Here is a 14,144-nt window from a genome sequence, read left to right as displayed (position 1 = left end):
ACTATCAGGGCAAGGAAAGAATGAAAAATATAAAATTAGCAATAATCAGTTCGGCAGTTCTATTTGCATTAGTTGGTTGTAACGAACCTGCTTCTAAAAATGAAAAGCCGACGACTGAAAACGCACAAACTACGACGCAAGCAGAAGCACCCTCAGCACAACTCGACACACTATTAGCCGATTACTTTGAAGATGGTTTACAGTTTAACCCTATCGGCGGCACTTATATCGGTCGCAGCGAATATAACGACCAATTTATTGCACCTATCAATAAAGCAAACCGTGACGAGCAGCTTAACTTTGTTAAAGCATACAAAAACAAACTAGCAAATATCGACAAAGCGCAATTAACAGGTCAGTCATTATTGAGCTACGAAATTCTAGCGCGCGATTTAGACCTTGCGATTGAAGGCGCTCAGTTTCCAAGTTACTTAATGCCAATTAATCAAATGGGCGGGGCGCATAATACCTTTGCAGCTTTAGGTTCTGGGCAAAGCGCACAGCCTTTTAACACGGTTGAAGATTATCAAGTATTTGAAAAGCGTGCCGATGGCTTTATTGCTTGGCTAGAGAGTGTTGAGCAATCAATGCGCCAAGGCATGAAAGACAAAGTGGTTCTTCCTAAACCGCTTGCTGAAAAACTATTACCGCAATTTCAAACTCATATCGTAGAAAAACCAGAAGAGTCATTATTCTGGGGGCCAATTGCTCAGTTACCTGAGTCATTTAGCGACGAACAAAAAACACAGCTAACAAGCGAATACACGGCGATGATCAGCGAGCGTTTAGTGCCTGCGTATCAAAAAATGGCTGACTTTTTAGCGAATGAATACATTCCAAATGCCCGTGAAAGCATTGGTTACAGTGAGCTGCCAAATGGCAAAGCATGGTATGAGTATCAAATTAAACAGCATACAACGCTGAGCCTAAATGCCGATGAAATTCATGAAATTGGCTTAAGCGAAGTATCGCGCATTTTATCTGAAATGAAAAAAGTCAAAGAGACTGTGGGTTTCGAAGGCGATTTAAAAGCGTTTTTTGAACACCTAAGAACCTCAGATGAGTTTTACTACGATACGCCAGAAGAGCTAATTGCCGCGTACGAAGCAGTAAAAGAAAAAATCGATGCTAAGCTGCCGCAAATGTTCGATATTGCGCCAAAAGCACCATATATAGTAAAAGCAGTTGAAGATTTCCGCGCAGAATCAGCGGCGGGTGCTTCTTACCAATCACCAGCACCTGATGGTTCGCGCCCAGGTATTTTCTATATCAATACTTTTAACCTAAAAGCACAGCCTAAGTTTTTACTTGAAACCCTGTCTATTCACGAAGCAGCACCAGGCCATCACTTTCAAATTGCCTTGCAGCAAGAAATTGAAGGATTACCGCTGTTTCGTAAATTTGGTGGCTACACGGTATTTGCAGAAGGATGGGCACTATATGCAGAAAGCTTAGGTAAAGAACTTGGCTTATTCACTGACCCTTACATGTGGTACGGCCGTTTATCGGATGAGCAATTACGTGCAATGCGCTTAGTGCTTGATACTGGTTTTCATGCGAAAGGTTGGACACGTCAACAAGGTATTGATTACATGTTGGCTAACTCATCAATGGCCGAAAGTGATATTATTGCCGAAGTTGAGCGTTATATTGCATGGCCTGGCCAAGCGCTCTCGTACAAGTTAGGTCAGTTCAAAATCCAAGAACTACGTGACTACGCGAGTAAAGAGCTAGGCGATAAGTTCGATATTAAAGCCTTCCATACGCAAGTGCTGATTGATGGCGCATTACCAATGCCAATTCTTGAAGAGAAAATTAAGCGTTGGGTTAACGAGCAAAAATAGCTAAACTTTGCGCGCATGCTGGCTTTACGCTAGAATGCGCGCTGTTTAGGGGCTTTGAGTAATACCATGTTAGAAGAACAATTTTGGCTTAAGCGCTCGCTTGAGCAAATGTCACAACCCGAATGGGAAGCCATTTGTGACGGCTGTGGTAAATGTTGTTTAAATACATTTATTGACAGTGAAGACGAAGATGAATTTACCGCAACGGATCAACTTCGCGAGGGTGAAGAACTGATCTTCACTAATATCGTTTGCCAATACCTAGACAACGACACCTGTGGGTGTAGCGAATATGCGAACCGCCAAACCTTGGTGCCTTCGTGTGTAAAACTCACTAAAGAAAACCTAAAAGATATCTTTTTTATGCCGCAAAGCTGTAGCTACCGCCGTCTTTACGAAGGTCGTGGCCTTGCTTCTTGGCACCCATTACTGAACGGTGGCAGTAAAGATATGATGCATCAACTGGGTATTTCTGTGCGTGACAAAACAGTGAAAGACTGTGATGTCGACCTAGATGACTTTGACCTTTACGTCGCCGAGTGGCCAACCAGAGACATTGATTAATGAGCGCCCTTAAAGCAAGCATTGGCCTGTTAAACCCAAAAAGCCCAACCAATGTGGGTGGGGTGCTACGCGCCGCTGGGTGTTATAATGCCAAGCAAGTGTTTTTTACTGGTAGCCGCTATTTACGCGCTAATAAGTACCATACCGATACCAAAAATGTGCTTGAGCATATTCCACTAACCCAAGTTGAAAGCCTAGAACAAGCCAAGCCTGAAGGTGCCACAACGGTGGTGATTGAGCTGGTTGAAGGTGCAACGCCACTGCCTGAATTTAAGCACCCTGAAAACGCATTTTATGTGTTTGGCCCTGAAGATGGTTCGGTCAGTAAAGACGTGCTGAAGTGGTGTGATGAAGTAGTGTATGTGCCAACCATAGGCTGTATGAACCTAGCTGCAACCTGCAATGTTGTGCTGTACGACCGACTTGCCAAACTCGGTGGTATTGAGAGTTCAAACGACACCATTTGCAATAGTCGAGACACTAACAACTCACTTAAATGGCAACCAAATCAATCTGAGAAAGCCGACACTGAGTAATCACTCATAATAGCTTTGTTAGCGCCAGATTTAATAGTGGTAAAGACACGAAATTATCGTTATCGCTTGATCATCGACTGCGTAAACCAGCCTGTTAGTATCATCAATACGATGAGACTAAAAACCAGATAAGTTCTCTTTTAACGGCTCTGGTTTTCCGATGCCCTCAAATGCTGAACGCTTAACATCATTAATGAGTTTGTTGATCCGCTTGAGTGTTTTCTTGTCTTGAGTATTGCCAATACAGGTAGTCATCCCATGAGTCATCAGTCCACGACAGTAATCGTTGACTATCATTCATCAATTAACTCTCGTGCTGTTGTTTTACCAGCACGGTACTGTGTAATCGAACGGATTAGATGTTCAGCGTTTTTAGGTGAACGTAATAAGTGAACTGTTTCCATAAGGCTATTGTAGTAATCCAAAGACATAACCACGGCATCTTCAGAATCACGACGGGTAATAACTGTTGTATCAGCATCATTAACTACACCATCCAAAACAGCTTTGAGACCATTTTTAGCTTCAGTAAAAGATACGATTCTCATAATAACCTCAACATGTACATTTAATGGAACAAGTATAGTCTTTAGTTATCTACATATACAGTGAGTTAAACATGAAGTGGGGTTTATAGTACTGAAAGAGAGTGTAAAAAAGAGCGCTAAATTGCGCTCTTTGTGTATTTAATTAAATTAATCACTCTTTTGTGATTTGTACATTACTTTCCATGTTAATACCGTTATCAGTGATGTCGGTGGCAAAATAAACACTAACAGGTTGATGACGTAGTGAATCAAGTTCAGCCATTTCTTCATCACTTAATTGACCGGTTGCTGCAACGCTATCTAGCAAAGGTAAAAGAATTTTTTGAACGTCAAATGCCATGTTCACAAAGCCATTTTTAGTGACACTTTGTGATTCTAAAGTATCGGCAATTTGTGCTGACTTATCACCAGTGAAAATCACAATATGATTGCCCTTTAGCGCCATTTTAATGTCAAAGTTAAGTGGCACTGGTGAGGGAATGTATTCGTTGATCAGCACCGCATCACCATTGGCAGGCAGTTTTATATTGGCAAGTGGTGGGACGAAACCTTGCGCAATCGAATACAAACCATGGGCATCGGTAGCTGATAGGGTAACGATAGCATCAAGCTTATCAATTTGTGGCCCTTGGTAGTCATCAATAGTAAATGCAGCATCTTGAACGCTCACACTCATGCCTTGTACGCCATTTGCAAAGCCTGACATCATGGCAAGCCCTGCAGTGCTCACATCTTGCATTTCATTTTGTAGTGCGACAATTGGGCCACAGTTAAACTCAGCTGACTTAATTGCACCCGTGAGTGTATTGGAAAGCGGCATTACTTTTGCGACATCAACACCATAGGCAACACTTAAAACTTGACCGTCAAGTTGTGTAGTGTGTTTTGGCACGAAGCCACGTATTGCTTGTAGAGTATTTAGTAAGTCTTGATCTGTACTTTGTAGAACAGCTTTTACATCAAAGTTGGCGTAATCAGTAGTGATACGTGTTTTTGTAGTCCCTGACACAGTTGCAGGCCATTTAGCCGCAATGGTGGCGATGTCATCTTGGCATTCAGGGGTTGAAATAGCCGCTAATGCATTGTCTTGCTGTGCTTTATTAAGTAACTCTTTTAGCATTTGATGTAAGCGAGAGTTTTCTTTACCAGTAAGGGCGTTAGCAATCCGTTGATGATCAACATAGCCTACAGAATTTCCATCCAATGAAAAAGTATTGATAAGCGTTGCCAGTTTATCGGTATCTGCTAATGATTTAACAGGCTTTTCAACCCCTAAAGCAATTCGTAAGTCTTGCTCGTTTGTTAAGGGACTACTCAAAGTGAGTGTTACCCAATTATCTGTTGCAGATGCAATCAGATGAATATCATCGATACCATCTAAAGTGAGTGCAAATTGTGTGTAAGTGACACCTTGTAAAGACTCATCAGAGTAGGCAATACCCGCTTCATCAGCAGACTCTTTAATGCTATTTAAAAGTGCAGTTTGCTCACCCACTTTAATACGAAATATCGGCATTAATCCTTGGCTGTAAAATAATCCCATAGATTCATCGCTAAATCCCCATGTAGACTTGAACGTGTCATATGACGTTAACGATGTTTGGTACTTTTCTAAAAGGGCTGCAATAAATAGGGCATTTGGATCGCCACTCGTTCTTAGCTGAGCAACAACGGGCGTTAAATCGTTGCCGCCTTTCATTGCACTCGGCATAAGCTCAAAGTATTTTGCATACGGAAATGGTTTTAATTGACCGTAAAAAATTGGCGTGTCGGCAGGGACGTGCTGAAGTTGCGACAACTCTACATTAACGCTTGTATTACTTTGTGAATAGAGGAACGCGCCAGCGACAATAGCGACTGCGCCTCCTGCAAGAAGTTTGCTATTCATAGCATAAATTCCTTTTTAATAATTAGATACGCTGAAAAACATACCATGATTATCTTTAAAAGTCCTAGGTTTAGATACTCTACATATCCAGAGCATCACCTCTATCTGTTTTTAATATAGGTCTGAATTTCATCGCAAATCTTAGTAATAAATAATTGCTCATGCCATTTTAAATCGATAAAAATAACGATAAGGAAAAAGTATTTTGCAAGTAAATCAATTTTTTAAAGTAGCCACTACTTTCGTAGCATCGGCTGTGCTAGCCGCGTGTAGTTCAAAACCTATTGCATTAGATCCTGTTATTGGTGATACAGGGCAAGCTTTATCGGCGATTGCACTTAAAAGTGATGTTAAACACTACGATTTGGCACTTGAGGTATTTCCTGATAACAAACGTATTAAAGGTATTGCTACAACAGACTTTAAACTGCTAGCAGCCACTCAATTTGTAGAATTAAAATTGGATAGCCGCTTTACAATTAATGAGGTGAGCTCAAAAGGCGAGGCTCTTAAATATGAGCGAGATGGTGGTGTAATTCGTGTTGATTTAGGTGAGCAACAAGCAAAAGACAGTGTGGTTAGTGTTGCTGTAGCCTATCAAGGGTTTCCTCATATAGCTAAAAATGCCCCTTGGGATGGCGGGTTCGTATTTTCAAAAACAGAGCAAGGTGAACCTTGGATAGCAACCGCTGTGCAAGGAGAAGGCTGCGACTTATTCTGGCCATGTAAAGACCATTTTGCAGACAAAGCAGACAGTATGCGAATTCGTTTAACAGTACCGCAAGGGCTGAGTGCGGTGACTAATGGCGTATTACAAGAAGTGAGGCCAGTAGAGGGTAAAAAACAACAGTTTGATTGGTTGTTATCAGTGCCAGCCAGTGACTATAACATTGCACTTAATATTGGCCCTTACACGCGTATTCAAACGGATTACACCAGTGTAAATGGCGCGACTGTACCTATCGAATTCTGGTCTCTGACAAAAAATGAGCAAAAAGCTCGTGAGCTTATCGAAAATGATTTACGCCAGCAGGTTACGTTTTTTGAAAAGATGCTTGGTCCATACCCGTGGGGCGGTGAAAAGTTAGGTTTTGTTGAGACGCCTCACTTAGGCATGGAACATCAAACAGTCAACGCGTATGGTAAAAAATACAAACGTGATCCAAATGGTTATGATTGGTTACTGCAACATGAGCTGGCTCATGAATGGTTTGGCAACTTAATGACCCATGAAAAGCTCAATGATGCATGGCTGCATGAGGGCTTTGGTTTTTACATGCAACCCAGTTACAGCTTATATAAATTTGGTGACGCAGCGTATAACCACAGCATGTACTCAGCTTACCTTGGGCTGAAAAACTGTGAACCAGTTGTACTTGATGGACAAATTACATCTGACCAAGCGTTTAACCCCGATATATATGGCAAAGGTGGTTGGACATTACACACTCTTCGCTGGCTTGTGGGTGAAGACGTATTTTGGCAAGCAACACGAGAGCTTCTTTATGGTGTGAATAACACAGCGTCGTTAACATACCCAATTGCTCCTCGTTATCGTAATACCGACGAGTTTATTGCCATAATTAATCGTTTAACCGAAAAAGACTATCAATGGTTTTTTAATATGTATCTTAAGCAGGCTGAATTACCTGTATTAAAAGAAACATATAACGACGATACGTTAATATTGAGCTGGCAACATCCACAAATTGCAGCTGAACGTTTCCCAATGCCAGTTCCTATTTCGATAAATGGCATAGAGAAAATATATCAAATGAATAAAGGAGAGCTGCGCATCACATTAAAAGAAGGTGATCATGTCGTGATTGACCCAAGCATGAAAGTACTGCGTTACCTACCTATCATTGATAAATGCAAAAACGACGATTAGCTAATTTAAAAGGGTATTAAATTAATACCCTTTTTCTTTACGGTATTTGTTTTTTAAATCCTAAAATAAATACCAATGCTTAAATTTTTAGGCTGAAATGATAAGCAACTCCTGTAATCAGTGTTCCGTAGGTAGATTATAGAAACTAAGTTTCAATACTATATGATGTTTATAAATACCATTAAGAAAAGCTTTCTTAATAAAAGCTCATCCTACTGAAAAGGTTACACTAAGATCTTTTATCGTATAATTTTGTAACTATCTTTTTTAATTGGTGTTAGTGTATTAAATAAGACTTTTTAGATTACTCATTATAAAAGTAATAACATACAAAATTTACATCAATACATCATATATTGTGAAAACTTTATTTTGAGTTGGCTGGGAGAGATATGAAAATTAAATTGATCATTGTATTTCTGGTGATAGTACTCACATGTATCTATTTTATTGGGCAAACAGATGAAGTCACTAAGTTAAAGGAAAATAAAAAAAATGAAAACTCAGTTTTAGTTGAACATAAAGATGTAGCTGCTAAAAGTAAAAAACTTACAAATATAAATAATGATGGCAAGTTAGAATCAACTAATATGAAAACGACAACGTCGTTGGATAGCAATAGCACTGATAAAAGAGAGCAATCAGTCATTACCAGCAGTGATATTGTTATAGATAAAAGCCCTAAGAACATTGAGAAAGTCCCTTTTGACGAGCAAGAGGTGAACTATGAATGGGCTGATGAAATGACATTTAAATTGAACGACCTTTTCTCTTCAAATGAGCAACTAGCCAAATTAGACCTTATAAATGTAGAGTGTAGAGAAACACTTTGCCACTTAGATTTGACGGCAGAGCAAGACTCAGAATCAATTGAACAAGCGATTCTGATTGCAGAGCAATTGCGTTCTGATGCTGCATGGCAAGATTATGTTTTTTATTATGTTGGCCAATCTGAAGAAAGTACAATGACAGTAGAAATAGGTGTTAAATAATTAGCTAAAGGTTATGTTTTGAACACGGTATTAAGTAATTAATACCGTGCATTATACTAGGTTAAATTAAATCTTGAGCACTTGGCAATGACGCAAATGCGCCATAGCGACTGACTGCAAAAGCACCTGCTTTAGCTGCGTAAGCAATCGTCTCTTCGATATTGCTTTGCGTTTGGCAATATTCTTTAAAACTCTGTTTATTGGGGCAATACTGGCCAATTTTAGCCAGCATACCACCAATAAATGCGTCGCCGGCGGCTGTAGTATCAACAACTTTGGTGGCTGGTGGAGCGACTTCACCTGTAAAATCAGCATGGTAATACCGAATAGCCTCGCCACCATTGGTAACCAACAAACAAGTAACCCCAGCTTTTAAAATGGTTTTTATAGTGTGCTCGAATGGTTGGTCTTTGTGACTGCGGTTATTTAAAAATTCCAGCTCTTCATATGAGAGTTTCACAATATCTGATAGCGATATGACATGCCAAATACGATCAAGTGTGTGACGCATACTTGGCCATAAATTTTCACGTAGGTTCATATCAAAGCTACAAATAGCACCGGCTTTTTTGGCCTGTATTAGGCCATAAATAGTTGTTTGATAGATGTTATGTTCCGTTAAGCTATTGCTGCATACATGCATGATGGCGTGCTCAGAAAACATGCTATGTTCAAAGTCATCAACGCGATAGAGCAAGTCTGCGGCAGGGGGCCTGTAGAAGCTAAACGAACGTTCACCGTTCTCATCTAATGAAACAAATGCAAGGGCTGTTTTCGCTGCATCGGTAAATTGGCAATAGTGGGTATTTACGCAATGTTGAGTCAGTTCATCTTTTATAAAATGGCCGAACATGTCATCACCTAACATACCACAAAAGCTTGTTTTTAAACCGAGTTTAGCAGCAGCCACCGACACGTTTGCAGGGGCACCACCGGCGTATTTGGTAAATGACTCAGGCTGTTTGCCATCGGATAGAAAGTCAATTAATGCTTCGCCAAAACACACTAAACTCATTTTGCATTCCTCAATCTAATCGTTCTTAAAACTTCGTAACAGGCACCCATAGTATGATAGTCGGTTTTACCTGCGGGTGATTTTTCATCACTATAGGGTTGGTTATCGGCAGATAAAATTCGATACCAAGCACCGTATTTATGGTCGACCATATGTTGCCAGCTGTACTGCCAAATTTTTTCGTACCATTGCCAATAGCTTTCATCATTTGTCGCATCAGCGAGTAGGGCAGCTGCGGCTAACGACTCGGCTTGCACCCAAAAATATTTATCACTATCACAAATTTGTTTATCTGGTGAAAAACCATAAAATATACCACCATACTGATTATCCCATGCAACAGTAAGTGTTTTATCAAACAAACTTTTAGCACGTTCAACGAGCCAAGGCTCATCAATGTGGCGATTTAAAATCAGTAACAGTTTAGCCCATTCAGTTTGATGACCAGGCTGAAATCCCCACGGCCTAAATAAGTGTTTAGGATCATTCTTGTTATAATCAAGATCGAGTTGCCAGTCGTGAGAATAATGCTCCCAAATAAATTGTCGGCTATGTTCAGTTAGTTTAACCGTAAAGGTTTCTGCAAGTAGCTTGGCTCGTGCTAAGTAGCGGGCATTATTTGTTGCTTCAAAACACATGAGTAAAGCTTCGCATAAATGCATATTGGCATTTTGACCACGGTAGCTATCTGCTTGACTCAAGTCACCTGTTCGCTCGTCTAAATACGCGTTGTGATGTTGTTCAAAGTAATGTTTTTCGAGTAAATCCCAAACTCGCGATATTGTTTGCTCACATTCAGTTACTCCTGCCTTAAGAGCAACTGCATTAGCAAGTAACACAAATGCAAGTCCATAACAGTGGTTTGTATCATCTAAAATAGTGACGCAACCGGCTTCGTCTTGCTCTAACAGCCATGCGTAGCCACCCGAGAGTTGTTTATGAACATTTTCAAGATGATCTAGACCATGTTTTGTCAGTGTCAGGTAGTCAGGGTTTTTAAACTCGATATAAGCCATTGCATAGTTGAACACAAAACGCGTACTAGATACTAAATGGCGAGTTTGTTTGTCGTAAACTTCACCATCATTTTTAAAATATTGGTAAAAGCCACCGGCCCCATTTGAAGCCTGATCAACACAATGAGGGTGATAAAAAGCAAGCGTATCTTTTATGTGCTGCTGTAAAAAAGGCACCGATTTGAAGTTGATGGTTTGCACATCTTCTCCAGCTGAATATTTAAGATAATACAATCATAGCAGGAAATTAAATAATTGGAACGTTCCTATTAAATCCTTGTGCTATTTTTACATCAATGTGTAGAATCGAACACAACTTGTTAACGGAGTGAAAACCACGTGAGTGAAATTAATACAAACCAATCGTTTGTCGCTGATGGCTCGCAGCAAAATAAAAACTATCTGCTACCACTGACGGCAATGACAACCCTGTTCTTTTTATGGGGCTTTATCACAGTTCTTAATGATGTGTTGATCCCACGCCTAAAAGGGGTGTTCGACTTAACTTATACAGAAGCGATGCTGGTTCAGTTTTGCTTTTTTGGTGCTTATTTTATTGTGTCATTACCTGCGGGTATGTTGGTGAAAAAGCTTGGTTATAAAAATGGCGTACTAACAGGCCTTGTGGTGGCATCAATTGGCTGTATGTTATTTTACCCAGCAGTCGTTGTGCATGAATACTGGTTATTTTTAGGTGCATTATTTGTTTTAGCCTCGGGTATTACGGTATTACAAGTGTCAGCTAACCCTTATGTTGTTGCGCTGGGCCCAGAAAAAACTGCATCATCACGTTTAAACTTAGCACAAGCACTTAACTCACTAGGTACCACTGTTGGCCCTTATGTAGGGGGGATTTTATTCTTCGGTACAGCAGGCACGTTAGCTGCGAATGCTGCAACAGCTGAGTCTGTTAAAGTCCCTTATCTGATGTTAGCTGCAGCACTTTTAACGATTGCAGTGGTATTTGCATTTTTTAAATTACCAGTGATATCTGAGCATTCAGAAGAGCAAGACTGCAAAGCAAAAAATCACAGCCTTAAAGAAGCGCCACATTTAATAATGGGTGTTGTGGGGATTTTTTGTTATGTGGGTGCTGAGGTATCAATTGGTAGCTTCTTAGTTAACTATTTTGGTGAAGCACACATTGCAGGCCTTGAAGAACATGCAGCAGCAAGCTTGATTGCTTACTACTGGGGCGGTGCAATGGTAGGTCGCTTTATTGGCTCTGCGGCACTACAAAAAGTGGCCCCTTCAAAAGCATTATTTTTTAATGCAATGATGGTAATTGTATTATTGCTCGTGACTATTTTCACAGAAGGTGATGTGGCACTTTACTCTGTACTGGCAATTGGTTTATTTAACTCAATTATGTTCCCAACAATCTTCTCAGTTGCAATCGAAAGCTTGGGTTCACTGACGAGTAAAGGCTCGGGTTGGTTATGTTTAGCCATCGTTGGTGGTGCACTTGTACCATTAGTACAGGGTGTTGTTGCCGACACTGTGAGTATTCAACAGAGCTTCTTCGTTCCTGTAGTGTGCTACGCATTTATTGCTTGGTATGGACTAAACGTGGTTCGCTTAGCGGATAGCTGGAAAAAGCGAATTGCATAGTCACTTTTAATGATGGAAAACCCCGCACAATGTTGCGGGGTTTTTTATGCCTAATGAACACTGGACAAGTAAATTTACATGATATAACTGTTTAATGAATACGTATTCAAGGTGCAAATATTGCGTTGGCCGTAGGAACGTTCCAATTGTTAATTTGAACATAGTTCATTTATTAACTTTAGAAGCAAAGCTGCCAGCCGTTAACAAAGTAATTGATTTATATAGAAAGCGTTTACTTTAAATTGGGACGTTTTTACTGTTTTAGCCTAAATTTATAAGACAAAGAGGTTTTAATTTGTTAAAAATAAACAGCTAACAACGAAAAAAATAACAAATAGGTTTGTCATGCAAAGCACTCTTAAATTTACCACCAAGGTAACTGTGGCAGCATCACTGGTTTTAGTGATAGTGCTCGGTTTATTTACCATTAACAATTTCATCTCTATGCGTAGCCAAACGCAGGAGCAGCTTTCGCTCGTTCTTCAAGAGATTTCTCAATCGGTATCGCAAAATATAGCAAATTGGCTAAACGCGAAGCTGGCTATTGTTTCATCTGTTGCCGAAACCTATCAGTTAGGAGACAGTAAAAGCCTAACACTGACACAGCTAAACACAGCGGATAAAGCAGGCGATTTTAAAAACACCTACATTGGTATTACCGATGGTACCTTTGTTTTGAATGACCAATCAGTTGTATTACCACCTGATTACGATGCCACGACCCGCCCGTGGTACAAGCTTGTTGAAAACAAAACAAACACCGCATTTACTGCACCTTATATTGATGTAACCACTAACGAGCTAACTATTTCTGCTGTTGCGCCTATGCAAGCCAATGGTGTTTTTAGTGGGGTTGCAGGTGCCGATATCGATATGAAAACCATTACAAAGATCGTTAACGAAATTGACTTTTTAGGGTTTGGTTATGGCTTTTTACTCGACAGTGAAGGGCGCATATTAAGCCACCCAGACACAAAATTTAACGATAAGAACATGCGCGATTTGTTTGGTAAAAGTCTGTCTTTACAATCTGAGTTTGTTGAAGTGCAAGTTGGTGGTTTAGAAAAACTCGTGTCGTTCACTAAAATTAAAGGAATTCAAAACGTTGACTGGTATTTAGGCGTGGTGATTAACGAAGAAATTGCTTACTCATCGGTGGCTTCATTTAGAAACATGGCGGCCATTTATATGTTAGTGGGTATCGCCGCCATTGTGCTAATGATGCAGTTTTTACTTCGTTATTTAATGCGACCAATGCAGCGTTTAAACGATGCCATTAAAGACATTGCTCAAGGTGAAGGGGACTTGACCCGCCGCCTTGAAGTTGAAAACAATGATGAGTTTGGTGAACTAAGTCACTACTTTAATGCTTTTATTGAAAAAATTCATGGCTCTATCGAGCAAGTTAAAAACACCACAGTAGAGTTAGAGCGCTTGGTAGAGAGCTTGGTTAATCAAACCCAAGGCACATTAGCTATGTACGCAGATCAAACTAAACGTACTGATAACGTGGCAACCGCAATTAACGAGCTAACTTCAAGTGCAGTGGAAATATCCAACAGTGCAAGTCATGCATCAACACTTGCTACAAGTGCTAATAACCAATCGCTTCAAAGTCAGGCTGCACTGGCAGATAACCTTGCTGCAATTAATGCACTGTCACGCAATATGGAACAAGCACAAAAAACAATCAACAGCCTAGATGCACATACCGTAAGCATTGGTCAGATCCTTGAAGTGATTAAAGGGGTGAGTGAGCAAACTAATTTACTGGCACTAAATGCTGCGATTGAAGCTGCTAGGGCTGGTGAAGCAGGGCGAGGCTTTGCCGTTGTGGCAGATGAAGTGCGTCAGTTAGCACATCGTACACAACAATCGACGCAAGAAATTGAAGAGATGATTTCGCAGCTTCAGCAGGGTTCTGCCTCGGCAGTAGAAGTAATGACTGCGAGTATAAAAGACAGTGAAAAAAGTGTGGTACAAGCCAATGTTGCGGGCGAAAAAATGTCTGAAGTCACCCATGCTATAGAGTCAATAGATGAAGTAAATCATAGTGTTGCTAACGCTACGACGGAACAAAATCATGTTATACAGAGCCTCGATAGTGATATTCACTCAATTAGTGAGTTGTCTAACCAAGGTCAAAACAACTTAAATAACACCTTGAATGAGTGCACTAAACTCAAAGCACAGTTTTATGAGCTAGAAAAGCTCGTGTTAACCTTTAAAGTTTAATTAA

11 protein-coding genes and 1 pseudogene are annotated in these 14,144 nt (G+C 40.3%); 7 read left to right on the top strand and 5 right to left on the bottom strand.

Going from position 1 to position 14,144, the window contains the following annotated elements:
* The first annotated feature begins 20 nt into the window (after positions 1–20).
* From NYF15_RS03195 to NYF15_RS03185, 3 genes are all read left to right on the top strand, one after another.
* On the top strand, positions 21–1,844 hold the full coding sequence (locus NYF15_RS03195; RefSeq protein ID WP_371352767.1) for a DUF885 family protein: 1,824 nt from the start codon (positions 21–23) through the stop codon (positions 1,842–1,844).
* A 66-nt stretch (positions 1,845–1,910) separates the two neighbouring features.
* Positions 1,911–2,408 carry a YcgN family cysteine cluster protein gene (locus NYF15_RS03190; RefSeq protein ID WP_371352766.1) on the top strand — a complete coding sequence of 166 codons (498 nt, stop codon included), beginning with the start codon at positions 1,911–1,913 and terminating at the stop codon, positions 2,406–2,408.
* On the top strand, positions 2,408–2,944 hold the full coding sequence (locus tag NYF15_RS03185) for an RNA methyltransferase (protein WP_237118945.1): 537 nt from the start codon (positions 2,408–2,410) through the stop codon (positions 2,942–2,944). Before NYF15_RS03190 ends, NYF15_RS03185 begins: the two co-directional genes overlap by 1 nt.
* A 30-nt stretch (positions 2,945–2,974) precedes the next feature.
* Here the strand turns inward: NYF15_RS03185 and NYF15_RS03180 are convergent.
* The 3 genes and pseudogenes from NYF15_RS03180 to NYF15_RS03170 form a co-directional block, all read right to left on the bottom strand.
* A pseudogene (locus NYF15_RS03180) lies at positions 2,975–3,245 on the bottom strand (Txe/YoeB family addiction module toxin).
* Positions 3,238–3,492 carry a type II toxin-antitoxin system Phd/YefM family antitoxin gene (locus NYF15_RS03175; protein ID WP_371352765.1) on the bottom strand — a complete coding sequence of 85 codons (255 nt, stop codon included), beginning with the start codon at positions 3,490–3,492 and terminating at the stop codon, positions 3,238–3,240. Before NYF15_RS03175 ends, NYF15_RS03180 begins: the two are co-directional and overlap by 8 nt.
* Before the next feature lie 151 nt (positions 3,493–3,643).
* Positions 3,644–5,380 (bottom strand): hypothetical protein, encoded by a 1,737-nt coding sequence (locus NYF15_RS03170; protein ID WP_371352764.1) that lies wholly within the window; start codon positions 5,378–5,380, stop codon positions 3,644–3,646.
* 205 nt (positions 5,381–5,585) lie between these two features.
* On the opposite strand from NYF15_RS03170, the gene NYF15_RS03165 reads away from it, so the two are divergent.
* A complete protein-coding gene (locus NYF15_RS03165) occupies positions 5,586–7,271 on the top strand; it encodes a M1 family metallopeptidase (protein WP_371352763.1) in 1,686 nt (561 codons plus the stop codon).
* A 392-nt stretch (positions 7,272–7,663) separates the two neighbouring features.
* Positions 7,664–8,263: a hypothetical protein gene (locus tag NYF15_RS03160; RefSeq protein ID WP_371352762.1), complete on the top strand. Its 600-nt coding sequence runs from the start codon at positions 7,664–7,666 to the stop codon at positions 8,261–8,263.
* A gap of 61 nt (positions 8,264–8,324) precedes the next feature.
* Here NYF15_RS03160 and NYF15_RS03155 read toward each other — a convergent pair whose 3' ends face one another.
* Both NYF15_RS03155 and NYF15_RS03150 read right to left on the bottom strand, forming a co-directional pair.
* Positions 8,325–9,278, bottom strand: coding sequence for a carbohydrate kinase (locus NYF15_RS03155; protein ID WP_371352761.1), 954 nt, complete (start codon positions 9,276–9,278; stop codon positions 8,325–8,327).
* Positions 9,275–10,486, bottom strand: coding sequence for an AGE family epimerase/isomerase (locus NYF15_RS03150; protein WP_371352969.1), 1,212 nt, complete (start codon positions 10,484–10,486; stop codon positions 9,275–9,277). The genes NYF15_RS03155 and NYF15_RS03150 overlap by 4 nt, the downstream gene beginning before the upstream one ends.
* A gap of 147 nt (positions 10,487–10,633) precedes the next feature.
* Here NYF15_RS03150 and NYF15_RS03145 point away from each other — a divergent pair, with 147 nt between their 5' ends.
* Together NYF15_RS03145 and NYF15_RS03140 are read left to right on the top strand one after the other, a co-directional pair.
* Positions 10,634–11,905: a sugar MFS transporter gene (locus tag NYF15_RS03145; protein WP_371352760.1), complete on the top strand. Its 1,272-nt coding sequence runs from the start codon at positions 10,634–10,636 to the stop codon at positions 11,903–11,905.
* A gap of 345 nt (positions 11,906–12,250) precedes the next feature.
* The gene (locus tag NYF15_RS03140; RefSeq protein ID WP_371352759.1) at positions 12,251–14,140 is read left to right on the top strand and encodes a methyl-accepting chemotaxis protein; all 1,890 of its coding nucleotides are present in this window, start codon (positions 12,251–12,253) and stop codon (positions 14,138–14,140) included.
* Positions 14,141–14,144: the final 4 nt, after the last annotated feature.

Origin of the sequence: Pseudoalteromonas sp. 68 DY56-GL68 (assembly GCF_041414825.1) — a bacterium.
Classification (GTDB): Bacteria; Pseudomonadota; Gammaproteobacteria; order Enterobacterales; family Alteromonadaceae; genus Pseudoalteromonas.
This window is presented reverse-complemented; position numbering and strand designations above follow the sequence as displayed.

Bases quoted from the DNA above. Each gene is read 5' to 3' on its own strand.
- NYF15_RS03195 (WP_371352767.1), top strand. From the start codon at position 21: ATGAAAAATATAAAATTAGCAATAATCAGTTCGGCAGTTCTATTTGCA.
- NYF15_RS03190 (WP_371352766.1), top strand. From the start codon at position 1,911: ATGTTAGAAGAACAATTTTGGCTTAAGCGCTCGCTTGAGCAAATGTCA.
- NYF15_RS03185 (WP_237118945.1), top strand. From the start codon at position 2,408: ATGAGCGCCCTTAAAGCAAGCATTGGCCTGTTAAACCCAAAAAGCCCA.
- NYF15_RS03175 (WP_371352765.1), bottom strand. From the start codon at position 3,492: ATGAGAATCGTATCTTTTACTGAAGCTAAAAATGGTCTCAAAGCTGTT.
- NYF15_RS03170 (WP_371352764.1), bottom strand. From the start codon at position 5,380: ATGAATAGCAAACTTCTTGCAGGAGGCGCAGTCGCTATTGTCGCTGGC.
- NYF15_RS03160 (WP_371352762.1), top strand. From the start codon at position 7,664: ATGAAAATTAAATTGATCATTGTATTTCTGGTGATAGTACTCACATGT.
- NYF15_RS03155 (WP_371352761.1), bottom strand. From the start codon at position 9,278: ATGAGTTTAGTGTGTTTTGGCGAAGCATTAATTGACTTTCTATCCGAT.
- NYF15_RS03140 (WP_371352759.1), top strand. From the start codon at position 12,251: ATGCAAAGCACTCTTAAATTTACCACCAAGGTAACTGTGGCAGCATCA.